Genomic DNA, 22,722 nt, shown 5'->3' on the forward strand with positions numbered 1-22,722 from the left:
TCCGGGCCGCGCACGCGGCCGGACACGGCGTCAGGTCAGTTGCCGCTCCTGCACGGAAACGCCTTGCCGAGACCGAGCGACACCGCGGTGCTCGCGTTGTAGTCGGCGAGCTTCGGATTTTCCGCGATGTACTTGCGCACCGCGTCGGTCATCTGCTGCGCCCGGATGTCGGGCGGCAGGCAGAAATACTGGCCGACACGCGGCCCCGTGGTGCCGCCGATCGCGTCGATCGTGTTGTAGACGCCGTCGGCGGCGCCTTCGATATAGGCCGCGCACGACGCCCGCGACTTGACGTCCGTCTTCGCGCACAGCCGGTCGAGATCCGCGCCCGTGAAAGCCGCCGCCGACAACGGCACGGCAAACGCCGCGGCACAAAACATTGCGCGCAACATGGTGTTCCTTATGTCAATGCGGCCCGAGACCGCCTGCTGCCTTGGCCAGCGCGGCGCCAGGCTCCCTGCTCCGGCCGGAGCCCGGCCGGGCGGGCGCACCGTGCGCCGCACCGAAAACCGTCATTTTGCACTCTTTTGCGCATCTGCCGGCGTCGCTGCACCGATGCGCGTCGTCCGCTTGCTCAGGATCCCGATCGCGTCCGGCGCGTTGTAGTGCTTCGCGAACTCGAGCGCGGTGATGCCGAGCTGGTTCTTCACCTGCGGATCGGCGCCCTGGTCGAGCAGCAGCGTGACCGTCGACGCATGGTTGCCGCGCGCGGCCATCATCAGCGGCGTCGTGCCGTTCGGCGACGCGGTATCGATATAGGCGTCGTGGTCGAGCAGCAGCTTGACGACCGCGTCCTGGCCGTTGGTCGCCGCGTAGTGCAGCGGCGCCCAGCCCTTCTTGCTGACTTCCGCGCCCTTGTCGATCAGCAGCTTCGCGAGGTCGACGTCGCCGTTCAGCGACGCGAGCATCAGCGCGTTCTCGCCGGCCTTGTCCTCCTTCTCGAGGTCGACGTTCGGCGTCGTCGCGATCGCGGCCGCGACCTTGTCCGACTTCTCTCGCGCGGCGATCACCAGGATCGGATCGCCGTTCGGCGCGAGCGTGTTCGGGTCGAGCTTGCCGCTCTTGAGCTGCTTGCCGATGTCGGCGATGTCGTCGAACTTGACGGCCTTGACGATCGCGTCGAGCGACTCGGCGTGTGCGCCGGCAGCGGCGAACAGGCCGCTCGCGACCAGCACGGCGGCGGCGAGTGCGCGTTTGGGCAGATGATTGGTCGGCTTCGTCATTGTTGTGGGCTCCTTCCCTGGGTTGTGTCGGCTGCGCGCCCGTCGTTAGCGGGCGATCTTGAACAGCCGGAAAAAGTTCTGCGTCGTCGCATCGGCGAGCGCCTCGACGGCGACACCGCGTTCGGATGCGATAAAGCGTCCGACATGGCTGACGTACGCAGGTTCATTCGGCTTGCCGCGATACGGCACCGGCGCGAGGTACGGCGAGTCGGTCTCGATCAGCAGCCGCTCGAGCGGCACGCGTCGCGCGACGTCCTGCACGTCGGTCGCGTTCTTGAACGTGACGATGCCCGACAGCGAGATATGGAAGTTCTGTGCGAGCGCCTGCTCGGCGACCGGCCACGGCTCGGTGAAGCAGTGCATCACGCCGCCCGGCACGTCCGCGCGCTCCTCGGCCATGATCCGCAGCGTGTCTTCCGACGACGAGCGCGTATGGACGATCAGCGGCTTCATCGTCGCGGTCGCCGCGCGAATGTGCGTGCGAAAGCGCTCGCGCTGCCACTCCATGTCGTCGATCGAGCGGCCTTCGAGGCGGTAGTAGTCGAGGCCCGTTTCGCCGATCGCGACGACCTTCGGGTGCGCGGCCAGCTCGACGAGCTCCGCGAGCGTCGGCTCGCGCGCGTCCTCGTGATCGGGATGCACGCCGACCGACGCGTAGACGTTGTCGTGCGCTTCGGCGATCGCGAGCACGTCGGGCAGCGTCTCGAAATCGACGGACACGCACAGCGCGTGCGTGACGTCATGCTCGCGCATGTTCTCGAGAACGGCCGGCAGGCGGTCGGCCAGGCCCTTGAAATTGATGTGGCAGTGAGAGTCGACGAACATCGTGTTTCCTGAATACGTAAGACGCGCGCTCAAGCGCTCGCCGGCAGGCGGCAGCGGGCCGCATCGCCGCGTGATCCGTTCACCGTTTCACAATCCACGGGAAGCAATGGCGGATCACGCGAACATTTCCCGATATCCGAGAAACAATTCCTCGAATACGAGCCGCGCGTTGAGCGGATGGTTCTCGACCGTCCGCTGCCGCGTCACGGCTTTCATGAAGCGGGCGAACGCGTTCGCGTCAACCGACTCCGCGCAGCGCACGAGCGCCGCCGCGTGCGTCGGGAAGTAGCGCGGCGCGCCCGCCATCCGCTGCGCGAGCAGATCGTACAGCCAGCGCTGCAGCCAGCCGAGCACCAGCGGCACCGGCAGCTTCTGCAGCGTCTCCCCGCACGCGAACGGATCGCATTGCGCACCGGCCGCGAGCTGCCCGAGCGTGTAGTCGCGCAGCGGGCGGTTCTCGTCGCTCGCGAGCGCCAGCGCGGCGAGCGGCGCGCCGCCGGCTTCGGCGAGCAGCGCGCTCGCGTGGTCGACGCCCTGCGCCGCGAGCCATGCCTCGGCCGCGCCGGGCGCCGGTACCGTCATCGGCCACTGCCGGCAGCGGCTGATGATCGTCGGCAGCAGGCGGTCGATGCGTGCCGACACGAGCAGGAACACGACGCCGGACGGCGGCTCCTCCAGCGTTTTCAGCAATGCATTCGACGCGGCGACGTTGAGCGCCTCGGCCGGATACAGCACGACGACGCGCGCGCCGCCGCGATGCGAGCCGACCCCGCAGAAGTCGAGCAGCGCACGCACCTGCTCGATCTTGATTTCCTTGCTCGGTGCACGCGTCTTCTTGCCGCCTTCGTCCGCATCGGCCGGCTTCGCGTCGTCCGCGGCGCCCGGCGCTTCGCCGGCCAGCGCCTCGGGCAGCACGATCCGGTAGTCCGGATGGTTGCCCTGCGAAAACCACGTGCAGGCCGCACAGGTGCCACACGGCTCGCCGTTCGGCTGCGGCGCTTCGCACAGGAAGCCCTGGGCGAGATGCTGCGCGAACTGCAGCTTGCCGATCCCGGCCTGGCCGTGCAGCAACAGCGCGTGCGGCCATTGCGCGCGCAGTTGCTGCAGGCGGTTCCAGTCGTCGGTCTGCCACGGATAGATCATGTGGTGCGTTCCTTGCGGGTTACAGCGCGGCGAGCACGCGTTCGAGCTGCTGGCGGATCTCGGGAATCGACTGCGTCGCGTCGACGATCGCGAAACGGTGCGGCGCCTCTTCCGCGCGCCGCAGGTATTCGACGCGCGTCCGCGAGAAGAACGCGTCCGACTCGCTTTCGAACTTGTCGGGCATGCGCGCGGCGCCGCGGCGTTCGCTCGCGACGTGCGGCGCGACGTCGAACAGCACCGTGAGGTCGGGCTGGAAACCGCCCTGCACCCAGCGCTCGAGCGTCTCGAGCTTGTCGCGCGGCAGCCCGCGGCCGCCGCCCTGGTACGCGAACGTCGCGTCGGTGAAGCGGTCGGACACGACCCAGTCGCCGCGCGCGAGCGCCGGCTCGATCACGAGCGCGAGATGCTCGCGGCGCGCGGCGAACATCAGCAGCGCTTCCGTCTCGAGATCCATAGGCTGGTTCAGCAGGATCTCGCGCAGTTTCTCGCCGAGCTGCGTGCCGCCCGGCTCGCGGGTGACGACGACCTGCCGGCCGGCCGCGGCCAGCTTGCCCTGGAGCCGTTCGCAGAACCATTGCAGGTGGGTGGTCTTCCCCGCCCCGTCGATGCCTTCGAACGTGATGAATTTACCGCTCGCCATTATTGACCTCGTATGTACTTGTCCACGGCCTTGTTGTGATCGCCCAGCGTGTCCGAGAACACGCTCGTGCCGTCGCCCTTCGCGACGAAATAGAGCGCGCTCGTCGGTGCCGGATTGATCGCCGCCTGCAGCGCGGCTACGCCCGGCAACGCGATCGGCGTCGGCGGCAGGCCGCGTCTTGTGTAGGTATTGTAAGGAGTGTCGGCCTGCAGGTCGCGCTTGCGCAGGCGGCCATCGTACGCGTCGCCGAGCCCGTAGATCACCGACGGATCGGTCTGCAGCGGCATGCCGATGCGCAGCCGGTTCGCGAACACGGCCGCGACGAACGCGCGGTCGGCCGCGTGGCCCGTTTCCTTCTCGACGATCGACGCGATCGTCAGCGCTTCGTAAGGCGACTTGTACGGCAGCCCCGGTACGCGGGCGGCCCACGCCTCGTCGAGACGCGTCTGCATCAGGTGGTACGCGCGCCGGTAGATGTTCAGGTCGCTCGTGCCCTTGTCGAACAGGTAGGTATCGGGGAAGAACAGCCCCTCCCCGCTGCCGCGCTGCACGGCGCTGTCCGGTGCGCCGATCGCGCGCAGCAGCTCGGCGTCGCTCATGCCGGCCGTCGCGTGCGCCAGGTCGGGGTTCGCATCGAGTTCCGCGCGCATCCGCTTGAAGGTCCAGCCTTCGATGACCGTCGCGACGTACTCGTTCACGTCGCCGCGCGCGATCTTCTGCAGCACCTCGTAAGGCGTGATGCCGGTCTTGAATTCGTAGTTGCCGGACTTGAGGCGGCTCGACAGCCCGAGCACGCGCGTCATCGCGACGAACCCGAACGGCTCGACCGGCACGCCGCCGCGCTTGAGCTGCTGCGCGACGCTCTTCACGGTGCTGCGCGGCTTGATCGTGACGTCGAGCGATGCCGAGCCCAGCAGCAGCGGCCGGTTCGCCCAGTAATACCCGCCGCCCGCGCCGGCAGCGGCCACAACGACGGCCAGCGCCACGATCGTCGCGGCGCATTTCTTCAGTAGGGACATGGAAACGTGACTCAGGTAAGACCCATATAATACTTGCTCGCCTTCGTCAAAGTCAGGGTTGACTGTTCCCTCATTCCATGAGCACACCGTTCGCTTCACCGGCTGCCCAGGCCGCAACTGCCTCGCTCCCCGTTTTCCCCCGCCCGTCCGCCGCCGAATTCGATGCGCCGGGCGCCTGCATGCCGCTGCCGCAGTTCGGCGTGATCGACGTGGCCGGCGATGACGCCGCGACGTTCCTGCACAGCCAGCTGACCAACGACATCGAGCATCTCGATGCCGCGAGCGCGCGGCTGTCCGGCTATTGCTCGCCGAAGGGGCGCCTCCTCGGCTCGTTCCTCGCGTGGCGCGCCGGTCACGGCGTGCGCCTGCTCGTGTCGAAGGACGTGCAGCCGGCCGTGCAGAAGCGGCTGTCGATGTTCGTGCTGCGCGCGAAGGCGAAGCTGACCGACGCGAGCGACACGCTCGCGGTGGCCGGCTTTGCGGGCGACGTGCGCGAAGCGCTGTCGGGCATCTTCGATGCGCTGCCGGACGGCGTGCACGTGAAGGTCGACGGCCCGGCCGGCGCGCTGATCCGCGTGCCCGACGCGGCCGGCCGCAAGCGCTATCTGTGGATCGGCCCGCGCGCGGAAGTCGATGCGCGCCTCGCGGCGCTCGCCGGCACGCTGCCGGTCGTGTCGCCGGCCGTGTGGGACTGGCTCGACGTGCGCGCGGGCGAGCCGCGCATCACGCAGGCGGCCGTCGAACAGTTCGTGCCGCAGATGGTCAACTTCGACGTGATCGGCGCCGTTAACTTCAGGAAAGGGTGCTACCCGGGCCAGGAAATCGTCGCACGCAGCCAGTACCGCGGCACGATCAAGCGCCGCACCGCGCTCGCGCACGTCGCCGGCGACACCGATACCGTGCATGCCGGCGTCGAGTTGTTCCACAGCGACGATCCCGGCCAGCCGTGCGGGATGATCGTCAACGCGGCAGCCGCGCCTTCGGGCGGCGTCGATGCGCTCGTCGAGATCAAGCTCGCCGCGCTCGACAGCGGCACGGTGCACCTCGGTTCGGCCGACGGCCCGGTGCTCGCGTTCGACGCGCTGCCGTACGCATGGCCGACGGAAGCGTGATGCACTGACAACCCGTTCGGGCGCCGGCTCGCGAGTCGCAGCCGGCGCCCGATGTTTCCTGCGAGAGATTCGCCCGATGTGTCTGATTGCCTTCGACTGGCAGCCTGATGCCGCCGCCGGTCCCCTCTTTACCCTCGCCGCCAACCGCGACGAGTTCTTTCGCCGGACCAGCGCGCCGCTCTCGTGGTGGGAAGACGTGCCGGGCGTCCTGGCCGGCCGCGATCTCGAAGCGGGCGGCACGTGGCTCGGCGTCTCGCGCGACGGCCGTTTCGCCGCGCTGACGAACTACCGCGCACCGTTCGACATCCGCGCGGGCGCACCGACCCGCGGCAAGCTCGTGTCCGATTTCCTCGGCGGCCCGTCCGTCGCGCCGCTCGACTATCTCGGGCGGCTGGCCGAGCATGCGGCCGTGTACAACGGCTTCAACCTGCTCGTCGGCGACTGGCGGCGGCGCGAGCTCGCGTGGTTCTGCAACCGGGCGCCCGAAGGCGAAAGCAGGGTCGCCGCGCCCGTCGCGATCACGCCCGGCGTGCATGCGCTGTCGAATGCGCGGCTCGATACGCCCTGGCCGAAAGTCGTGCGCAAGCGCGCGGAGCTCGGCACGCTGCTCACCGACAATCCGACCCCGTCGCTCGACGAGCTGATCGCGCTGATGCGCGACCCGCATGTCGCGGACGACGACGCGCTGCCGCATACCGGTATCCCGATCGAGCGCGAACGTGCGCTGTCGGCCGCGTTCATCGAGACGCCCGAATACGGCACGCGCGGCACGACCGCGCTGCGCGTCACGATGAAGGAAGGCGTGCGGCTGACGGTCGAGATCAAGGAGCGCTGCGACGACGACGGCTCGCACCGCACCGTCCGTCCGGGTTCGTTCGAGCGCGCGCTCACGTTCGACATCGACGCAACGCGGCCGCGCTGAACGCACGCATCGCGCGCTACGGCGCGCGCGCCATCTCGACGTGCGGCACGCCGGCTTCGACGAACGGCTCACCGACCGCCGTGAAGCCGTGCCTCACATAGAACGCCACGGCCGAATCCTGCGCATAGAGCCGCACGGCGGTTTCGCCGCGGTGCCGCGCGGCATCCAGCAGCGCGTTCAACACGGCTGACCCGACACCCTGCCCGCGGACATCGGCCAGCACCGCGACACGGCCGATCGTGCCGGACGGCAGCAGCCTTCCCGTCGCGACCGCCCGGCGCCTGCCCGTCGCCGCATCGATCCGGTAGGCGACCGCATGAAGCGACAGCGGATCGTCGTCGTCGAGTTCGAATTCCGGCGGAATCTGCTGCTCGCGCACGAACACCGCATCGCGGATGCGCGCCGCGTCGCCGCCCAGTACCGTCCAGTCGCCCGTTTCCACCACGCCGTCCGTCATCGCAGCTCCCTTGCGGCGCGTGCGCCGCCAAACACCCGCCGTCAAACGTCGTCGAATGCGGCCTTCAGCGCCGCGACCGCATCGGCATGGGCGGCCCTCACCTCGGGGATGTAGCCGCCCATCTTGAAGAATTCGTGGATCATCCCCGGATAGCAGACCAGCGTGACCGCGTTGCCGGCCGCGCGCAACTTGTCCGCGTACGCGGCACCCTCGTCGCTCAGCGGATCGTATTCGGCCGTCGCGATCCAAGCCGGCGCGACGCCCGCGAACGACGGCGCGCCGCGCGTGCCGTCGAGCGGCGCGAAGCGCCAGTCGTCGCGATCCGCCCGATCGCGCACGTATTGCGTGAAGAACCACTGGATCGTGTCCTGCGTCAGCAGGTAGCCGTTCGCGAGCCGTGCATGCGATTCGGTGTCCTGGTGGCCCGTCACGCCCGGGTAGATCAGCAGCTGCAATGCCAGGCGAATCCCCGCGTCGCGCGCGAGCACCGCGCAGACGGTGGCGAGCGTGCCGCCCGCGCTGTCGCCGCCGACTGCCAGGCGTGCAGCGTCGATGCCGAACGTGGCGGCCTCGCGATGCAGCCACTGCAACGCGTCGTCGGCGTCGTTCACCGCGGTCGGGAACCGGTGTTCGGGCGCAAGCCGGTAATCGACCGACAGCACCGCGCACCGCGCATCGCGCGCGAACATCCGGCACAGCGCATCGTGCGTGTCGACGCTGCCGACCGTGAAGCCGCCGCCGTGATAGTAGACGAGCGCGGGCAGCGGCTCCGCGAGGCTCGGCTCGACGGGCAGGTACAGCCGCGCACCGATCGTGCGGCCGTCGCGCGTCGGCACGACGCATGCCTCGACCGAATGCATCGCCGCCGGTGCGACGTCGAGGATCGGCGCGCTTTTCTCGTACGCGGCACGCGCCTGCTGCGCCGTCTGGTGGTGATAGGACGGACGTTTCGCGCGCTCGATCATGTCGAGCACCTGGGCGATCTTCGGATTCAGCGGCATCGGTGAAGACAGCGCCTGTGCGGCGCCGTGAGCGGACAAGCGTCACATGATGCCACGCCCGCGCCGGGCAGGCGTGGCGCGCGATGTACCGGAATCCCGTGCCGCAAAATGAAGCGGCCCCGCCTCATTACGGAGACAGGGCCGTGCGTGCAGGTGCCTACGCGTCGCTCGGACCGGGCTGGGCGTCCGGCGCCGTGCGCGAGCGTTGCCGCTTGATGTCGCGGCCCACCGCGAGCCGCCGCATGTACTTGAACGTGCCGAGCGCCTTCGCGACGAGGTTGCCGTCGCTGTCGCGCACTTCGCCTTCGCAGTAGGCCATCGTCGTCGAGCGATGCATCACGCGCCCGTAAGCGCGCAGCTCGCCGCGCCCCGGCTGCATGAAGTTCACCTTCATCTCGACCGTGACGACGCCGATACCGTCGTCGGTCAGGCTGCGCGCCGCCATCGCGAGCGCGATGTCCGCGAGCGTCATCGTCACGCCGCCGTGCGCGATGCTCCACGTGTTCATGTGACGCTCCTCGAGCGACAGCACGATCTCGCTCGCCCCGTCCTTCGCGGACACGAGCTGCACGCCGAGCATGTCGACGAACGGACTTTCGATCGACGGGCCGTCCGTCGGCGTTGCCGCGTCGCTCATCGTGCGGTGTCGACGAGGTAGTCGACGCATTCGCGCGATTCAGCCACCGCGACGACGAATTTCTTCACTTCCTGGTGGACCGGGTGCACCTGGTACGCGTCGAGCGCGGCCTTGTCCGCGAAATCGGACACGAGCACGATGTCGGCGGTCGCATCGAGGCCCGGCGTCGCCACGCCGACGTCGATCTGCAAGGTGCCCGGCACGAGGTCGCGGCAGCCTTCGAGCTTTTCCTTCAGCTTCAGCGCGTTCTGTGCGCGCGTCGCGCCTTCGGCCGATTCCTTCAACTTCCACATGACGATATGTCTGATCACTTCGGTTGCTCCAGTTCGTGTTGGTTCGTGAATTTCGCTTAAACCCTTACCGGTTGGGCGTTTCGCGCCCTTCCATCGTTCGCTTATGTTCGCCGGAAATCGTGCCCAGCCGAGAAAAAAGGGGGTATAAAAGGGGGTATCATTTCGATCAATCAGAGACGATACCCCCTTTTTCACCGTGCCACTTACCGACATCAAGATCCGACAAGCGAAGGCAAGCGACAAGCCTACCAAACTTACCGACGGCAATGGACTGCATCTGTTGGTAAAGCCGTCCGGCTCCAAGCTCTGGCGATACAAGTACCGAATTGCCGGGAAGGAGAATCTCTTTGCGATCGGTGAATATCCAACTATCAGCCTTCAAGACGCACGCGCGGCGCGTGACGATGCCCGCGAACTCGTCAAGAAGGGACTGCACCCGTCGCATGCGCGACAGGAAGTGCTATCGGCGCGTATCGACGAAGGCAAAGCAACTTTTCGCGCCGTCAGCGACGAGTGGCTTGAGAAGAAGAGGAAGACTTGGACCGAGCGGCACTTTGGCGAGATTCTGCGCATGCTCGAAGCCGATGCGTACCCGTTCATCGGGAACCGCCCCATGCGCTCTGTTACCGCCCATGACGTGCTTGCTTTGATGCGTCGGGTCGAAGAGCGCGGCTCCCCTTCCGTAGCGATCAAACTGCGCCAGTATGTGTCCAACGTGTTCCAGTATGCAGTGATCACACTGCGAGCCGATACAGATCCCGCATCGGTGCTACGTGGCTCGGTCCTGAAGCCGCCGACCGAGAATGCTCGGGCGTTGAGCCGTGAAGAACTGAAGAGGCTCTTTCGCCAGCTTCCAACCTACAAGAGCAGACGAACCGCGATTGCGATTCGATTGCTGATGATGCTGTTTCCGAGAACGATCGAGCTTTGCCGGGCGCGATGGGAAGAAATCGACCTGGGAACCGCCGAATGGAAGGTACCCCCCGAAAAAATCAAATCACGACGCCTGCACATCGTTCCCCTTCCCAAGCAAGCGCTAGGATTGCTGCGCGAGCTGCAGGACATGTATGGAAATCGCGGGTACATCCTCCCGATTCTCCATAGCAATCGAACGCGTCCACACATGAGTCGCGCTACGATCAATCGGGCAATCGACTACCTGGTACCGGACAACCCCGAACCGATAACAGGTCATGACTTTCGAGCAACTGCGTCGACCAACCTCCATGAAATGGGATGGAAGGACGAAGTGGTCGAAATGCAGTTGTCACACAAAGATAAGGACAGGACTCGCTCGACATACAACCACGCCAAGTATTTGCCGGAGCGGCGGGAGATGATGCAAGCATGGGCGGACTGGCTCGCCGACGTCGAGGAAGAGGCACGCCAACACGGGGGTATTGCAAGCGCATCCATCAATGACCGATGATGCAGCAGTATGTTTCGCTCACTTCCTGGAAGAACAGGCGAACGCACTGTCCGATAAACTGGGCAGACACGAAGGGCCGATCGGCCTTCTAGTGATATTGACAAAAAGTAAAATATGACATTACTGATAACAGTAGCCGGAAAAGGGTTTGCGCTAGCGACCTCGGACACAAGGATTTGCACCAAATCAGGATCGAAATTCCTGCCCATCGATGAAAATTTTAACAAGCACATTATTTTCCGCTCCGGCAACCTTATTGGTGATATAACTTACACAGGTGTAGCGCAGTGGCGAACCGGTGGTCAGACCATTCGTCTATATGATTTGATCTCAGACTCTGTCGCGGAAGCATCGCGAGGAGCATTGGATTTTGGTCCGCTGGTAAAAAAACTGGCAACCGATTTAAGCCAACGGCTTAAAGGAAAATCCTTAGCCGGCCCAAATGGAAAGCCACTTCTCGAGATTCATATATGCGGAAGACACGATAATGTGCCAATCCCGTTTATTGCGGTTCTGTCAGCATTTAGAACAACTCCACCTTGGAGCTTCGAACAAGAACTCCAATGGGACTATGATGTCGGGGACTTCAAGTTCTTTCTGTTGATGGCAGATCGGCCAGAAGTCGTAATTGGCGGCATGGACACGGTTGTACGGCTTGAGGAACGACAGTGGATAGCAAACGCGATCACGGGAGGCGCCGATGCGTTCAACACCTCACGGATGTGTTCACGCATTATCCAGGCAGCATCGTCGCGGCATCAATTGGTTGGGGCACGCTCGGTGGCGGTGGTTCTCCCAGAAGTCGGCATGCTTGATACCAACTTGTTCGACGGGCTCGATGACGATTTAACTGCATTTTTGCCACGTATTGCTTTCGCAAACGGCTCCTTTCTCGGACCAAGCGAATTCAAGGTTGATCTAAACTTGGTGACGGATGGACACCTTCCTCGGCACAGCATTTTCTTTAAATCTGTGATTGAGAGGCAATGGAAAAAATCAATTCGCCGTCGAATATTTCGATATCGAGGTGGAAAGAAAATTCCAAGTGTGATGGGACTGTTGGGCTTGGCAATATTCGGCAAGGTACAAGACGACTACACCGATTTCGGACTAGGTGACGAGGATGCTGAGGAACAGCAACCGTCGAATTGACGCCTCATACCCCACAGAATATGCCCGACAGTCGTGCTAGATGAGAGCCATACCTGATCGATCTGCGAGGGGCCAACGCCCCTTCCCGCCTAAGGACGCGCTCTAGCGCGCGCTCGTCAGCGTCTTCGTCATGCCCCGTATGTGCTGATGAACGTGCTGTACAGGCGATAGATATCGGTTGCGATGGCACGCCCCGTGCTGTTCCGAATTCGTGACATCGTGTGAGTCACAGCGTCCCGAAACACTTCTCCATCTTGCAACACTTCTGGGCCGTACCGGGTCAGGCGGTGCATGATGCTTTGCCAGCTATCGCGAAGTTCAGGCGGCAATTCCTCAATGGAAAGCTGCCTTAAAACCCAATGCGCGCCGCGAAGTCGGTCCCGAACGTCGCCTTCCCATGTGGCGAGTCGATAAAGAGAGTTTGTCAGCTTTTCACGAACCCGCGAATAGCGTCGCATGCTTTCGCCTTCCTGTGAGTTAACCACCAAAAATAGCCGCTTGCTACGCCAGTTTCGCCTCTTGCTGCTGCAACACCGCATTCGCGCATCCTTCAGCGTAAATCTCCACAAGATCCTCTCTCGAAAACTCCTTCAGTTTTTCGATATCTGGATGCTCCGCCATGACTTCAAGGAGACGCTCCTTCGGGATGTCTTTGAAGCCGTCCAATAAAAAGTAGAACAATTCGAGAGGCGTCTTGATACCACCGCGCGAAGCTTTAATCTCGACTCCGAAAAATGTATCAGGATGTCGTCGATAAGCAGCCAGTTCCTCTGGCGACAGAGGGGCCGTACATATGACCGACTCTCCAGTATCGAGCTGGTAGGCCCCATATACGATTGATTGTGCTTCATCAACCGTCGCCGACGTAAGCCTCCCGGGTCTCGCGACGCCCTTCGAGTCGGGGACCAAGTACGTATCCCCTATTGCGAGACGAGCCGGCCGATGGTCAGCAAACGCGAGTTCGGGAGCACTTCCGTCAAAGGTAACCGGGATTGAAGAGTGCTCGCGAATCGAGTCGAGCAATTGATGCATATCGGCATGAGCTTTGCGGCCTTGATGGGCCGCTCTTAATCCCGGGTACATCGTATCCATCTTGAAATCAGGGATCTGGAAACCCTCTGCAAGTAGAGCGGACTGGATATTGGTGCCCTCAAGGTCAAGATCATGCGGTCGATTGGTCACGAATATATAAGCGGGGGGAAGTGGCTGCCCGTTGCAGCTGCGCCCCTCGAATCCGCGCAGATCGGAAAGGGCTTTCGCAAGCAACTTTGGCATGTCGCCCCGATTCGCTTCCTGTTGATCGTCTATGAAGTCGATACCGATAAATACAATCCGCGGATGCTTCGCTGTCTTCCGTAATGCACGTTGCAGTAGCCTGCCCAACCTGAACGAGCCGGCTCCCGCCTCGACATTGCGTCTCTTGGCCTCGACTGAGTACTTTCTCCCTGATTTTCGACACGTCGCAGTAAACTCCACATGGGACGATTCCCTGTCGTCCTCGTCCTCAAATTCAATGTCAAATCCAGCGCGAATCATCGTGGCCGCCACAAACGTCTCATATCTGGCGCCTTGAAACATGTCCGGGTGCTTAATTCTGTTGAGTAGCTTCTGCTGCAGCTCAGCATTGTGCTCAAGAGAATAGAGATCGTATGCAAGTTGAAACCACGCTTCCGCCGCACCAGTCATTGGCGCACTATGAACTTTTCCGGCTTCTTTGATAGTCGCTTGCTGCAGTAGGCAAACGTAGTGATACCACTGTGCAATTGGGTGACGCTCTTCAAGTGGCTTAGCCAGCTCAGCGTTGCCCCACTCTTGCCTCAATACATCGGGCAGGTAATGGCCGAGAAAGTCGTGAACGGTTTTCCACTTATCGGAGTACATCAGCTTCCTGCCCACTGCCACGAACCTTTTTCCGTTGTAGACAATTGAAACGATCGGTCGACCAAAGCCCTGCTGCTGTTCACGCTGCTTTTCTTGAGCCTTGAAACGATCGAGCATCAGGCGACCTCGCTGCATCACCTGTTCAATCGTGGGAGCGTTCATCGCCGGCTGCACTTGACCATGGCAACGCTTGTATTTTTTGCCGCTGCCGCATGGGCAGCGCTCGTTCCTGCCGATCTTCCTGCCGTTCCTTGTCATGACGCCGCTATCTCCAACGCACTGGTTGAGTGCAGTCCGCCAATCACGGGTTTTCTGCGTTTGACAGCATTTGAGTGCCTGTTCACGTTACTTTGGCTCTGCACGCATGTCGTCTGCAGGGAGCAACTGCAACATTGCGCGCGCTGCTTCAATGTTCGTTGTATGCAGCCACTCGTCATAGTCTGCCGTGCGCATTATGACCACCGATCGCTTCTCGTCGCCCGGCTTATGCATCCGCCCCATCACGGCATGGCCGTCCGCGTTGACGGTCATCATGGTCATGCCGACAATCGTACGGCCTTCTGCATCTTCATAGCGCCGCCAGATGCCGGCAACGCAATACGGCTGCCAATCCGTTAGCCCGATCCGCTGCCAGACGTTCCGGCCCGTTTCGTAACACGGCTCGTATATCCATCGGACCGCGATCAATCAGCGCTGACCATCTCGCCACGCCTTACCGTAAAGCCGGGACTCACCGACCGTTTCCGAACGGGCATTGACCGTGTCGAGCTTTCTCCGCTTCTTCCCGTTGTCGTCGATGCGCTCAGGCTGCATGAACTTCGGCCAGAAACCGAACACGGCCTTGACGACGCCAAGACCATCACCGTCCGACCATGCGATCGGCGCGGCATAGTCCGGATACACATCCGGCTCCCACGGATCGCGGCGATACAGATCGCCGATCCCGATCCTCAGTTCGTTGATGCCCGGATCTTCGTCTGGCGCTTTGTAATTTGTACACACTGCCCGCCCCCAATTTTGAGACTTGACGGCACCATCTTACCCCGCGATAAACTGTATATCCATACAGTTCTCTTCGTGTATCATGATCCTGCCCCCCATTCGATCCGCCACAGTTCGACGCAATGTCGCAATGGTGGCGCACGTGCACGTATGCCGACGTCCACCGGCTGATTCTCGAAGTGCTACACCTGCGACTCACGCTGCGCGAAATGGGCACCCTTACCGGCGATGCTACGCACATGATCGCGTACCTCGAACAGGCCGACGAACTGAAGTACGCGGCACCGCCGCGCCGCTTGTCGCTCAAGATCGACAAGGAGATCACGCGGGCAGGCAGGATGGGGAACCCGCGCGCACACATCGCTCCGTTTTCCGACGAGTGGCGCGCACGCGAAGCCATGAAATGCCGGCTCCATGACACCCCGGACGAACCAGATCCCGGCTCAGACAAGGCAACGAAGCTGCCCGAGTTCCAACGCCTGACATGGGAGGAATTGCGCGGCGCGTGGAGCACGGCCGACTTCAAGAAAGGGCGTGCGCTGACGCTCGAACAGCGCTTCGTGCTGGAAATCGTGCACGTTCGTCGAGCGTTGCGACTCATGGAAAGGTCGGTCCGCGCGGCGGAGCTGGAATTGAAGAAGAGCGGCTATCCCGACTCATTCGCGCTTGACCAACTGCGCCGCATGATCGACAGCGCTCGTTTCGATTGACGATTGTTGACTAACCGCGAGTTAGCGAACAATCGGCGGTTCTCCCGGAAATGGTAAATTCATACGAAAACCACACCTACGAGAGAACATATGGCCCGAGCCATGATTTGCGTCGGCGATACGACGACGCATGGCGGCCGCGTGCTGGAGGGCAGCGCGACCGCGACCATTGATGGAAAGCCCATTGCTGGCGTCGGACACAAGGTGCTTTGCCCGCAATGCAAAGGCGTCTTTCCGATCCTGCCGACGGGGCGGCAATACTCGCACACGTTCGACGGACGAGAAACCGCCGTCGAGGGCATGAAAACCGCGTGTGGAGCGACGCTGATCGCATCGCAGTCGTCAGCGACGTTCGACGATGTCGGATCTGGCACAGCGGCGACTGGCGGCGCAAGTACCGCGATCGCTGCGACTGCCGCAGCACTCGCCCCCTCGCCCACGCTCTGTCTCGAATGCCTGAAAGCTGCGGCCGAGAACGTCGCGACGATGATCGCGCGCGGATAGCCCATGACCGAACACTCGATCGAGGCTTTCTTCTTCAAGCGTCAACAGCAATTGGCCATGCAGGTGCATCTGTACGCCCTTGTCGACGGCCTTCTATACGCTGACGCGGCCGGCGGTTCATCGCCCCAACGATCGCGATCGGCCATAGCTGTATTCGATGGCACGCAGGACGCGTCGCTCGCCGACGCTGGGCCGTGGCTTTTTGCGTACGAGGCGGCGGCTGGCAATGTCCGACGAATTCTCTCCACACTGGCCAGCAGCTCCACCGGCGTGTCTTGGCTGATCAGTGCATATCCGATCGAATCACTCGCTGATGAGCTGCGCAGCCGCCTCGACGTACGCTTGCCCGATGGAAGCACAGCCCTGCTCCGCTTCTACGATGCCCGCATCATGGTCGACATGGCGTCGCTGATGGAATTCACGCAGCGCATGCAGTTCTTCGTGCCGACATTCGACTGGCTCGTCGAAGTAAATGGAAAACTCAGGGGAGTACACCCGCATGCTTGAGCTGACAAGCGAACAGGTCGCCGGCCTTGCCGAGATCGACGCGCGCGGATATGTCGAACACGCTCGGCAGGATCTCGTCAAAGCGGACCCGAAGCTGGCCGAAGACGGCACGCTATCGACGCGCCTGTGGAGCGCGTACATCGCCGCTCGACGGCTCGGCATTCAGTCCGACGAGAATGTCGCCGCGTTTCTTCGTATTGAGGCATACGCTCCGAAGTTTTACGAGAGACCTGCGACGCGCGCGTGGCTGACTCGGCCCGGACGCTCGGCCGACGAACGTTTCCAAGATTACCTACGCGTCATGAAATGGCGCATCGAACATCAGGACGACAAGGGAGAGGCTAAGCATGGGGGGATTGGTGGTGCCGGCGATCGAAGCGGCGATAGTGGAACTTGGACCAGTCTTGGCTCGCGCTGGAACCGCCTTATTGGGCGGGGCCGCAGTGGCCGGGACGGCTAGTCTGCCGGGAGACACGTCGAAAGACGCAAGTAAAGCGGAGCCTACCGTCCGTGCGATACCGCGTACAGGAGAGAGCTGCAAGAAGTGCCCACCAGAAGCGGGAAGCATGCAGCGCCGCAACTGGAGCATGAGTGACAACTCCCGAGAGTATCAAGGGCGAATTACGGGGTTCCCCTATAGCGTTGAAGAGGCCTGGAGCATGGAGTGGGTCTGGCAGCGTGACTTCGACGGCTTTCGACCGGAAAGCTGTTTGTTGATAGAAGCGAAGGCAAAGTACGATCAGTTCTTGAACAAGGACAATGTACCGTACACCAAGGCCTTTGATGACATGGAGGAACAGGCTGGCGGTCAGGCCGCGGTTGTAGATGATCATCCTCCTGCGAGGTTGAAATGGTATTTTCAGACGGAGCGGACTTGGAACTACATGAGAGCGCCGCTTGCCCGTCTTCACATCCAATCAGAATGGGTGCCGTGACAAACATGGAAATAGTTACGCAATTTCGTAGCCCTGCCGACTTCGCCCAGCTTGGCGATTTTGCGGCTCATCTTGTCCGTCTATGGCCGGTGGTTGAGGCCATGTCGCGCGAGGACGAACGTTTAGGGCAGTGGTGGCTGAAGGCTGATACCGAGGAAGAAGCCCGTCTCTATCCCATGTTTGAAGCGCCCGGCATACCTTCGACAGCCGTTTTGGCAGTCTTGGCGCAACGGTATGAAAAAAAGATGGACCTTCCTAAAGTATTTGGCTTCTGGAATGGTCAGATGGACGCCGCCGACAGCGCGAGGCTGAAATTAGCCATCGATGCGAAAAGGCGGCCCAGCGAGATAGAAATCGGGCTACCGGCACAGAGCGCAGTCTCCGCGGACGAGCGCAGCTATGAGGGTGTGGCTAAGATAGTGGCCTCGATGGTTTCGGTTTATGACCCGATGTATGTCTCTGTTGCACCACGAGAGTATTTTCCCCGACAGGTGTTTGATGACAAGCCGGGCGTTGGCTGGATGCTGTATCTCCCGAAGATACTCACGACTCAGCAAATTCCGGAAGCACGCGAGTTGATTCCAGTTCCTGAAGCCGGCCGGAAGCAGACCGGGACGATCATTGTGAGCGTCCCAGATGCCGTTTTTTCAGTGGACAACTCCGAACACGTCGAAGTTGCTAACCGTATCGAGATTCGTCTCGTCGACCAAGACCTTCTGCCCGCATTCGCTGACCTGTAAGCACGGTGCCGGCGCGAGAATCCGCGCCGGCACCGTCCGTTAGAACAGCCCCACATCCGCGACGCATCCATTGCGAGCGATCGATACGAGCCAGACGGCCCGGCCGTCGATGCGCGCTCGATCCCCATCTGCGTACGCAACCGCAGCCGCTCGTCCCGCTCGTATGTGACTGGAATCGGCGAATGCTCCTCCGGATCACCGGGGTCAACGATCTCTTTCTTCAGGTTCCAAAGCGCAGCGAGATATTCGAGATGAGCGCCCGTCGCGTAGGCCAGCAACACAGCACGACCAGCATCGTTCACGCGCGCCCGAAACCGGACGTCCTCGTACGCGGCCAGCTCCAGCAGCTTGACGACCGGATCGGATTCGAGTGCCGCAGTCCAGTCCGGATAGATGCTCTTGAAGTGCTTCAGCTTGCGCTGAGGTAGGTCAACCATTGCCGGGAGATCCAAGCCGTAATCGGGGCGCTCGCGGCGGGTTCCCTTGCGTGTGCTGAGAACGTCCGCGATGCTCTGCACCAGATGATCGAGTCCGCCGATCAGTCGCCCCGTGCGGCGACACATACCGACCAGCGCGACCATCACCGCGCTTTGGTCGGAATGCGCTTGAAGCACTCGCGCGATTCGAGATACGTGACATGTTCCGGCTCCGTCACCTCGGTCTTGCCGGCCAGCACGGCAACGTGCGAGCCGTCCGGAAACACGATCACGCGGCTGCGGAACTCCGTATCGATGAACGTCACGGGCGCCGCCACCCCGCCTGGCTGTGCGTCTTTCCGCATACAACCTCCGGAAAATAAAAAACCCCGCGTTATGCGGAGTCCTAGTAGTAAGCAAACTTGTGATCAAGGTTTGTGAAGGCTTTGCAACAACCGAACCTCATCAGCGCGCGCTTTCACGCAAAAGTATCCACCTGCACGCCAGATCAAATTTTTGCTCTGCACGTCCTTGTCAGTCATGGAGCCGCCGTCAGCCTTGTTAAAGGCGAGCGGGTCTCGGCAAAGCAACAGGACACTGGCGAAATTGAAACGCACATAGCTGTCCACAAAGTAGGCAGGCAAATCCTTGCTATATGGTGATTGAGCGACCATATGGACCGTAAACCCGGCCCCCTGCATTCCGGTTACAAGGTCCGGCTTGAGAACCTGAAAGACGTATCGATTCTCGTCAATAGCGCCAATTGATCGTAGGATCGTAGATGTAACTGGACCGAGCGTCAGCGCCACAATCCACAGCACATAAAACACCATTACACCAGCGACAGTCGTCGTTTTAAAAATATCGAATGGCTTCTTGTCCGAAATTTTTTCGAGCAAATAGACCATTCCCGGAAGCACACCTATAACACTAAAAAAAACACATGCAACAAATACCCCAAAAGCTGCCCAGTCCGACATTTTTAACGACGAGAAAACACCTAGACAGATCAACAAAGATAGTGACACTGGCAACGCGGCGCATGTTGGCGCCACCACAAGCTTGAGCCAATGCGCCATGGCACTGATAAAGCCAGATTTACTCGAATCCGAAAGCGATTTTCTCCATCGATAAATTACTGCAACCTCAAACAAAACCATCACACCAATGCTTGTCAGAAACGCCCAGCCACCAGAAAAATCCGCAATCAGAGCCAGAGCCCCGGCTGTTCCCAGCCACACAACCGGAGAAAAAATGAATAAGCACGCGATCGGACCTCGAATACTGGGTACTCCTGCAGCCTTCGCCACCTTACTCTGCTCGTCATAGACGCCAGCAGCACCGACTGAAATTATTGATGGCACACAAAATTGAACCGCCAGCACGAATGTCAGCAAACATGCTGACACGATCATGACGATCAACCCCGGAACCGACACCACCGACTCCTGAAATAACTGCTGCCATCCAATTTTCTTCAGATACGACCATATCAAAACAGCAGGCATGATCAAACCGATTGGAGCGAGCTTCCAAAGGACGTCTAGCGTATCTTTGACAACCGCAATCGCAGCGACGTAGTTCTTGTAGAACCTCTTGAAATCTTCCCACCCCGCGTCAGTTGGCTGATTCCCCGCGGCCAGCTGCCCTCCGGTACCATTTTGATTTGACCCAGCGGAATTCATCGAGTTGACTCCTTTCCCCAAAGTAGCATTGTTGTATAGGGTCAATTCTAAGAGCTTGTTGTGTTTCATCGCCCTCGCAAAAGTCACAGGATCGCGACGTTAAACAGGCATGCCAACCAGCTCGCCGTCTCCTCGCTCACGATGGCGGTGCTTACTAACCGACTTACCTGCCGCTACAACGTCTTCGGTATATTCAGCACCACCCAAGATATTCATCGCGACACCGCCGCCCTCGCCCGGCTCGCCCTGCATGCCGCCGTTAAACGCCAGCCATTGCTCGGTCGTCGTGTTGCCCGTGAACATCGAATCCTGAACGTCCGCCAGCAGCTTTGCGCTACGCAGCGTCGTACCGTCCGCCTTCAGCTCGAACTCGGTCCCGCCGATACGGAACACGATCCGGCGGCCCGCCGGTACCGACAGCACGTATTCATGGCTTGCATGGTTGTACTGCTCGAACGCACCGTCTGGAAAGTCGGTCGCGGTCTCGTCAGGATTCACCCGACCGGCCCCGCCGTGCTGCTCCGTGTAGTAACCCGGCGCGACGAACGCACTCGTGAGGTCGCCGGACGGTGCCCACAGGGCGACCTCCTCGTCGACGGACGGCGGACGCCAATGTCGGACCTTACCGGCGGCACCAGCCTGCAATTTGAGCCAGTCGCTCACCCAATCGCCGACACGGACCAGATCGATGCCGGTGCCGCTCGCGCGGCCCGCAGCCATCTCCCGCAGTTGCCGGATATACGCGATGCGGATCGCGTCGAGCGTCGCCTCGCGATAGTCGAGCTGGACCTTGTCGACAAACCGTAAAACGGCCGACTGATCCATGTCGAGATGGTCGGCGATCTGTTGTTGGGTCGGCATGAATATGCCCCCTATGGAGATTCGACAGCAGAGAAAAAACGCGGGTGCGAGCCCCCGCGTCCAAGAGTCCACTCAGGGTCCCGTGGAAATCCCGAGGTGCCGTTCGCCTTGAATTCGAAATACTGATGCGCTACAACTCAATGCGCGCTACGAACAATTCAACAGCAATAACAACAACTATCGGGGTCGACCATGCCAGCATCACGTGCCGCAGTACGTGTGACGCTTTGCTGTATCAGCTCACTGCTCCTCGCTTCTTGCGCTCAGCCGGTTTCAGTTTGGGGACTTCGTTACGGACCGGACAAACCCCAATACAGCTATGTATTGAATAGCGCAGGTCCGAACGGAGACAAACAAAGCAAGGCAGGCGATCTCCTTATCTGGAACCCCAACACCAACGCGGCGTATATATCTCAATCTGGCGCAGCTTGCATCCAAGCAGCCGACGTGTATCGCGTTGCGTCTGCCGCCGCTGATGCACAGCTCAAGGCTGATGCGCTAGGCAGCAAAGTGACGAACATCGATGCCGGTGCTTCCAGCCAACGTGCTGAAGCCGCGATTCTGCTGGCCAGCCAAGACGTACGCGGCACTTTCCTGAGCATCGCACTGTTTAATCTTTGTATGTTCACGTCGAATCAACAGTTGTCGTCGGGCCAGGTGCTTTCGGCGTTCACACACATAGTCGACAAAGCTGCGTCCATGCCGACAGGTCAAGTCGCCGCAGCCACTGTCGCGGCACAACTTCTTGGTTCAGGAAAACCTCAAGCCGGAGACTCTGGTACTGGGACTAATACAACCGATACTCCTAAGCCAGCATCTGGTGCGGATACGACTGCGCCGGCGTCTGGAGCGGACGCGCCGAAACCCGCGTCTGGAACTGCCGGAAAGAAAAAGACGAATTCGTAGCTTGCGCCGGCTGAACTTCTAAGGCTAGAAAACACAAAAACCCTGACTGCTTTCGCACTCAGGGCTTCGATATTCATTTCGTACGGGTGAACGCCCTCCCAACAGGTCCCGACAGACAGTTATCGTTGTTGGTCGCGGCGCTCCCGCGATTCAGTACGCCTGTCGGGCGAAGGTTGCGACACGAGTATGTGGTCGCTCATTTATCCAGTGACGCGGTAAAGGATGTGCAAAGTTTACGCAATCCGCTCTTGAAATGGAATACGTTTCATCCTCGCAATTGTCGACGCAATGTGTCGTACACCGATCCATCTCCCGCATCCAACAGCGCGAGCATGTCGTGAAAACGCCACGACCAGTTCTTACGATACTCGTCGAGCGATACGCCGAGCGCGTGCGCCCGGCCAGAGTCGTCGACCTGTCGCTTGCCGGAACCTGAACAGTCGGGGCAAATGTGCCGGCCCTTCGCATCCGAAACCGGCGACGCAACGATCCGTCCCATCCCGCCGCAGTCGTCGCATGGTTCGTATTCCCGAAATACCAGCGAACCGTTACGCCCATGGAAAAACGGGATACGCTCCTCCGATACACAAAGCCTACCAAACTTACCGGCGACAATGGGCTGCATCTGTTGGTGAATCCGTCCGGCTCCAAGCTCTGGCGGTGCAAATACCGAATTGCCGCAAAGGCCGTCGCCTGGAGTTGTCAGCCCAATTGATCGGGTT

The 22,722-nt window shown here is 61.3% G+C and carries 26 protein-coding genes and 4 pseudogenes; 11 read left to right on the top strand and 19 right to left on the bottom strand.

The window, feature by feature from the left end; all coding sequences use genetic code 11:
* Positions 1-35: 35 nt before the first annotated feature.
* The 6 genes from AC5LXX_RS09670 to mltG all read right to left on the bottom strand — a co-directional run bounded on the left by AC5LXX_RS09670 (position 36) and on the right by mltG (position 4,850).
* Positions 36-392 (bottom strand): Rap1a/Tai family immunity protein, encoded by a 357-nt coding sequence (locus tag AC5LXX_RS09670; protein WP_006485939.1) that lies wholly within the window; start codon positions 390-392, stop codon positions 36-38.
* Between the two features lie 120 nt (positions 393-512).
* Complete coding sequence (locus AC5LXX_RS09675; protein WP_493409335.1) at positions 513-1,223, bottom strand: ankyrin repeat domain-containing protein; 711 nt, start codon at positions 1,221-1,223, stop codon at positions 513-515.
* 45 nt (positions 1,224-1,268) lie between these two features.
* Complete coding sequence (locus AC5LXX_RS09680) at positions 1,269-2,048, bottom strand: TatD family hydrolase (protein WP_493409336.1); 780 nt, start codon at positions 2,046-2,048, stop codon at positions 1,269-1,271.
* Positions 2,049-2,162: 114 nt separating this feature from the next.
* Entirely contained in the window at positions 2,163-3,191 is a 1,029-nt protein-coding gene (locus AC5LXX_RS09685; RefSeq protein ID WP_493409337.1) for a DNA polymerase III subunit delta', read from the bottom strand.
* A 19-nt stretch (positions 3,192-3,210) separates the two neighbouring features.
* Positions 3,211-3,831, bottom strand: coding sequence for a dTMP kinase (gene tmk, locus AC5LXX_RS09690; protein ID WP_322083811.1), 621 nt, complete (start codon positions 3,829-3,831; stop codon positions 3,211-3,213).
* Positions 3,831-4,850, bottom strand: a complete 1,020-nt coding sequence (gene mltG / locus AC5LXX_RS09695) for an endolytic transglycosylase MltG (protein WP_493409338.1) — start codon at positions 4,848-4,850, stop codon at positions 3,831-3,833. Before mltG ends, tmk begins: the two co-directional genes overlap by 1 nt.
* A gap of 77 nt (positions 4,851-4,927) precedes the next feature.
* Between mltG and ygfZ the strand changes: the two genes are divergently transcribed.
* Together ygfZ and AC5LXX_RS09705 are read left to right on the top strand one after the other, a co-directional pair.
* Complete coding sequence (ygfZ, locus tag AC5LXX_RS09700; RefSeq protein WP_493409339.1) at positions 4,928-5,962, top strand: CAF17-like 4Fe-4S cluster assembly/insertion protein YgfZ; 1,035 nt, start codon at positions 4,928-4,930, stop codon at positions 5,960-5,962.
* A 76-nt stretch (positions 5,963-6,038) separates the two neighbouring features.
* Positions 6,039-6,884, top strand: coding sequence for an NRDE family protein (locus AC5LXX_RS09705; protein ID WP_493409340.1), 846 nt, complete (start codon positions 6,039-6,041; stop codon positions 6,882-6,884).
* 16 nt (positions 6,885-6,900) lie between these two features.
* Here AC5LXX_RS09705 and AC5LXX_RS09710 read toward each other — a convergent pair whose 3' ends face one another.
* The 4 genes from AC5LXX_RS09710 to AC5LXX_RS09725 form a co-directional block, all read right to left on the bottom strand.
* Complete coding sequence (locus AC5LXX_RS09710) at positions 6,901-7,341, bottom strand: GNAT family N-acetyltransferase (RefSeq protein WP_493409341.1); 441 nt, start codon at positions 7,339-7,341, stop codon at positions 6,901-6,903.
* Positions 7,342-7,382: 41 nt separating this feature from the next.
* A complete protein-coding gene (locus tag AC5LXX_RS09715; RefSeq protein WP_493411113.1) occupies positions 7,383-8,342 on the bottom strand; it encodes an alpha/beta hydrolase in 960 nt (319 codons plus the stop codon).
* Between the two features lie 157 nt (positions 8,343-8,499).
* Entirely contained in the window at positions 8,500-8,979 is a 480-nt protein-coding gene (locus tag AC5LXX_RS09720; RefSeq protein ID WP_493409342.1) for a PaaI family thioesterase, read from the bottom strand.
* Positions 8,976-9,290, bottom strand: coding sequence for a Dabb family protein (locus AC5LXX_RS09725; RefSeq protein ID WP_493409343.1), 315 nt, complete (start codon positions 9,288-9,290; stop codon positions 8,976-8,978). The genes AC5LXX_RS09720 and AC5LXX_RS09725 overlap by 4 nt, the downstream gene beginning before the upstream one ends.
* A gap of 178 nt (positions 9,291-9,468) precedes the next feature.
* On the opposite strand from AC5LXX_RS09725, the gene AC5LXX_RS09730 reads away from it, so the two are divergent.
* Positions 9,469-10,701, top strand: a complete 1,233-nt coding sequence (locus AC5LXX_RS09730; protein ID WP_493409344.1) for a tyrosine-type recombinase/integrase — start codon at positions 9,469-9,471, stop codon at positions 10,699-10,701.
* Between the two features lie 114 nt (positions 10,702-10,815).
* Entirely contained in the window at positions 10,816-11,853 is a 1,038-nt protein-coding gene (locus tag AC5LXX_RS09735) for a hypothetical protein (protein ID WP_493409345.1), read from the top strand.
* 128 nt (positions 11,854-11,981) lie between these two features.
* Here AC5LXX_RS09735 and AC5LXX_RS09740 read toward each other — a convergent pair whose 3' ends face one another.
* The 3 genes and pseudogenes from AC5LXX_RS09740 to AC5LXX_RS09750 form a co-directional block, all read right to left on the bottom strand.
* Entirely contained in the window at positions 11,982-12,311 is a 330-nt protein-coding gene (locus tag AC5LXX_RS09740) for a hypothetical protein (protein ID WP_493409346.1), read from the bottom strand.
* Between the two features lie 43 nt (positions 12,312-12,354).
* On the bottom strand, positions 12,355-13,992 hold the full coding sequence (locus AC5LXX_RS09745; RefSeq protein ID WP_493409347.1) for a YecA family protein: 1,638 nt from the start codon (positions 13,990-13,992) through the stop codon (positions 12,355-12,357).
* An 87-nt stretch (positions 13,993-14,079) separates the two neighbouring features.
* Positions 14,080-14,736: pseudogene (locus AC5LXX_RS09750) on the bottom strand (SOS response-associated peptidase family protein).
* A gap of 122 nt (positions 14,737-14,858) precedes the next feature.
* Between AC5LXX_RS09750 and AC5LXX_RS09755 the strand changes: the two are divergent.
* The 6 genes from AC5LXX_RS09755 to AC5LXX_RS09780 all read left to right on the top strand — a co-directional run bounded on the left by AC5LXX_RS09755 (position 14,859) and on the right by AC5LXX_RS09780 (position 18,132).
* A complete protein-coding gene (locus AC5LXX_RS09755) occupies positions 14,859-15,446 on the top strand; it encodes a hypothetical protein (RefSeq protein WP_493409348.1) in 588 nt (195 codons plus the stop codon).
* A gap of 90 nt (positions 15,447-15,536) precedes the next feature.
* Positions 15,537-15,950, top strand: coding sequence for a PAAR domain-containing protein (locus AC5LXX_RS09760; protein WP_493409349.1), 414 nt, complete (start codon positions 15,537-15,539; stop codon positions 15,948-15,950).
* A 3-nt stretch (positions 15,951-15,953) separates the two neighbouring features.
* Positions 15,954-16,457: a DUF4123 domain-containing protein gene (locus tag AC5LXX_RS09765; RefSeq protein WP_493409350.1), complete on the top strand. Its 504-nt coding sequence runs from the start codon at positions 15,954-15,956 to the stop codon at positions 16,455-16,457.
* Complete coding sequence (locus tag AC5LXX_RS09770; protein WP_493409351.1) at positions 16,450-16,917, top strand: hypothetical protein; 468 nt, start codon at positions 16,450-16,452, stop codon at positions 16,915-16,917. Before AC5LXX_RS09765 ends, AC5LXX_RS09770 begins: the two co-directional genes overlap by 8 nt.
* A 106-nt stretch (positions 16,918-17,023) precedes the next feature.
* The gene (locus AC5LXX_RS09775) at positions 17,024-17,392 is read left to right on the top strand and encodes a Tox-REase-5 domain-containing protein (protein WP_493409352.1); all 369 of its coding nucleotides are present in this window, start codon (positions 17,024-17,026) and stop codon (positions 17,390-17,392) included.
* A 5-nt stretch (positions 17,393-17,397) separates the two neighbouring features.
* A complete protein-coding gene (locus tag AC5LXX_RS09780) occupies positions 17,398-18,132 on the top strand; it encodes an immunity 52 family protein (protein ID WP_493409353.1) in 735 nt (244 codons plus the stop codon).
* A gap of 59 nt (positions 18,133-18,191) precedes the next feature.
* On the opposite strand, the pseudogene AC5LXX_RS09785 reads toward AC5LXX_RS09780, so the two are convergent.
* The 5 genes and pseudogenes from AC5LXX_RS09785 to AC5LXX_RS09805 all read right to left on the bottom strand — a co-directional run.
* Positions 18,192-18,569, bottom strand: a pseudogene (locus tag AC5LXX_RS09785) (baseplate assembly protein); the annotation flags it as partial.
* Positions 18,555-18,713: pseudogene (locus AC5LXX_RS09790) on the bottom strand (GPW/gp25 family protein); the annotation flags it as partial. The pseudogenes AC5LXX_RS09785 and AC5LXX_RS09790, both read right to left, overlap by 15 nt.
* Entirely contained in the window at positions 18,713-18,913 is a 201-nt protein-coding gene (locus AC5LXX_RS09795; RefSeq protein WP_493409354.1) for a hypothetical protein, read from the bottom strand. The pseudogene AC5LXX_RS09790 and the gene AC5LXX_RS09795, both read right to left, overlap by 1 nt.
* A 63-nt stretch (positions 18,914-18,976) precedes the next feature.
* On the bottom strand, positions 18,977-20,302 hold the full coding sequence (locus tag AC5LXX_RS09800; protein WP_493409355.1) for a hypothetical protein: 1,326 nt from the start codon (positions 20,300-20,302) through the stop codon (positions 18,977-18,979).
* Positions 20,303-20,332: 30 nt separating this feature from the next.
* Positions 20,333-20,953: a phage baseplate assembly protein V gene (locus tag AC5LXX_RS09805; RefSeq protein WP_493411114.1), complete on the bottom strand. Its 621-nt coding sequence runs from the start codon at positions 20,951-20,953 to the stop codon at positions 20,333-20,335.
* Between the two features lie 333 nt (positions 20,954-21,286).
* On the opposite strand from AC5LXX_RS09805, the gene AC5LXX_RS09810 reads away from it, so the two are divergent.
* Positions 21,287-22,000 (top strand): hypothetical protein, encoded by a 714-nt coding sequence (locus AC5LXX_RS09810; protein ID WP_493409356.1) that lies wholly within the window; start codon positions 21,287-21,289, stop codon positions 21,998-22,000.
* A gap of 265 nt (positions 22,001-22,265) precedes the next feature.
* Here AC5LXX_RS09810 and AC5LXX_RS09815 read toward each other — a convergent pair.
* Positions 22,266-22,598: pseudogene (locus tag AC5LXX_RS09815) on the bottom strand (hypothetical protein); the annotation flags it as partial.
* Positions 22,599-22,722 lie beyond the last annotated feature (124 nt).

It is taken from the genome of Burkholderia torrens (assembly GCF_984668525.1).

What these genes read in the sequence shown, in the direction of transcription:
- AC5LXX_RS09670 (WP_006485939.1), bottom strand. Translation starts at nt 392, where the DNA reads ATGTTGCGCGCAATGTTTTGTGCCGCGGCGTTTGCCGTGCCGTTGTCG.
- AC5LXX_RS09675 (WP_493409335.1), bottom strand. Translation starts at nt 1,223, where the DNA reads ATGACGAAGCCGACCAATCATCTGCCCAAACGCGCACTCGCCGCCGCC.
- AC5LXX_RS09680 (WP_493409336.1), bottom strand. Translation starts at nt 2,048, where the DNA reads ATGTTCGTCGACTCTCACTGCCACATCAATTTCAAGGGCCTGGCCGAC.
- AC5LXX_RS09685 (WP_493409337.1), bottom strand. Translation starts at nt 3,191, where the DNA reads ATGATCTATCCGTGGCAGACCGACGACTGGAACCGCCTGCAGCAACTG.
- tmk (WP_322083811.1), bottom strand. Translation starts at nt 3,831, where the DNA reads ATGGCGAGCGGTAAATTCATCACGTTCGAAGGCATCGACGGGGCGGGG.
- mltG (WP_493409338.1), bottom strand. Translation starts at nt 4,850, where the DNA reads ATGTCCCTACTGAAGAAATGCGCCGCGACGATCGTGGCGCTGGCCGTC.
- ygfZ (WP_493409339.1), top strand. Translation starts at nt 4,928, where the DNA reads ATGAGCACACCGTTCGCTTCACCGGCTGCCCAGGCCGCAACTGCCTCG.
- AC5LXX_RS09705 (WP_493409340.1), top strand. Translation starts at nt 6,039, where the DNA reads ATGTGTCTGATTGCCTTCGACTGGCAGCCTGATGCCGCCGCCGGTCCC.
- AC5LXX_RS09710 (WP_493409341.1), bottom strand. Translation starts at nt 7,341, where the DNA reads ATGACGGACGGCGTGGTGGAAACGGGCGACTGGACGGTACTGGGCGGC.
- AC5LXX_RS09715 (WP_493411113.1), bottom strand. Translation starts at nt 8,342, where the DNA reads ATGCCGCTGAATCCGAAGATCGCCCAGGTGCTCGACATGATCGAGCGC.
- AC5LXX_RS09720 (WP_493409342.1), bottom strand. Translation starts at nt 8,979, where the DNA reads ATGAGCGACGCGGCAACGCCGACGGACGGCCCGTCGATCGAAAGTCCG.
- AC5LXX_RS09735 (WP_493409345.1), top strand. Translation starts at nt 10,816, where the DNA reads ATGACATTACTGATAACAGTAGCCGGAAAAGGGTTTGCGCTAGCGACC.
- AC5LXX_RS09740 (WP_493409346.1), bottom strand. Translation starts at nt 12,311, where the DNA reads ATGCGACGCTATTCGCGGGTTCGTGAAAAGCTGACAAACTCTCTTTAT.
- AC5LXX_RS09745 (WP_493409347.1), bottom strand. Translation starts at nt 13,992, where the DNA reads ATGACAAGGAACGGCAGGAAGATCGGCAGGAACGAGCGCTGCCCATGC.
- AC5LXX_RS09755 (WP_493409348.1), top strand. Translation starts at nt 14,859, where the DNA reads ATGTCGCAATGGTGGCGCACGTGCACGTATGCCGACGTCCACCGGCTG.
- AC5LXX_RS09760 (WP_493409349.1), top strand. Translation starts at nt 15,537, where the DNA reads ATGGCCCGAGCCATGATTTGCGTCGGCGATACGACGACGCATGGCGGC.
- AC5LXX_RS09765 (WP_493409350.1), top strand. Translation starts at nt 15,954, where the DNA reads ATGACCGAACACTCGATCGAGGCTTTCTTCTTCAAGCGTCAACAGCAA.
- AC5LXX_RS09770 (WP_493409351.1), top strand. Translation starts at nt 16,450, where the DNA reads ATGCTTGAGCTGACAAGCGAACAGGTCGCCGGCCTTGCCGAGATCGAC.
- AC5LXX_RS09775 (WP_493409352.1), top strand. Translation starts at nt 17,024, where the DNA reads ATGCAGCGCCGCAACTGGAGCATGAGTGACAACTCCCGAGAGTATCAA.
- AC5LXX_RS09780 (WP_493409353.1), top strand. Translation starts at nt 17,398, where the DNA reads ATGGAAATAGTTACGCAATTTCGTAGCCCTGCCGACTTCGCCCAGCTT.
- AC5LXX_RS09795 (WP_493409354.1), bottom strand. Translation starts at nt 18,913, where the DNA reads ATGCGGAAAGACGCACAGCCAGGCGGGGTGGCGGCGCCCGTGACGTTC.
- AC5LXX_RS09800 (WP_493409355.1), bottom strand. Translation starts at nt 20,302, where the DNA reads ATGAAACACAACAAGCTCTTAGAATTGACCCTATACAACAATGCTACT.
- AC5LXX_RS09805 (WP_493411114.1), bottom strand. Translation starts at nt 20,953, where the DNA reads ATGGCTGCGGGCCGCGCGAGCGGCACCGGCATCGATCTGGTCCGTGTC.
- AC5LXX_RS09810 (WP_493409356.1), top strand. Translation starts at nt 21,287, where the DNA reads ATGCCAGCATCACGTGCCGCAGTACGTGTGACGCTTTGCTGTATCAGC.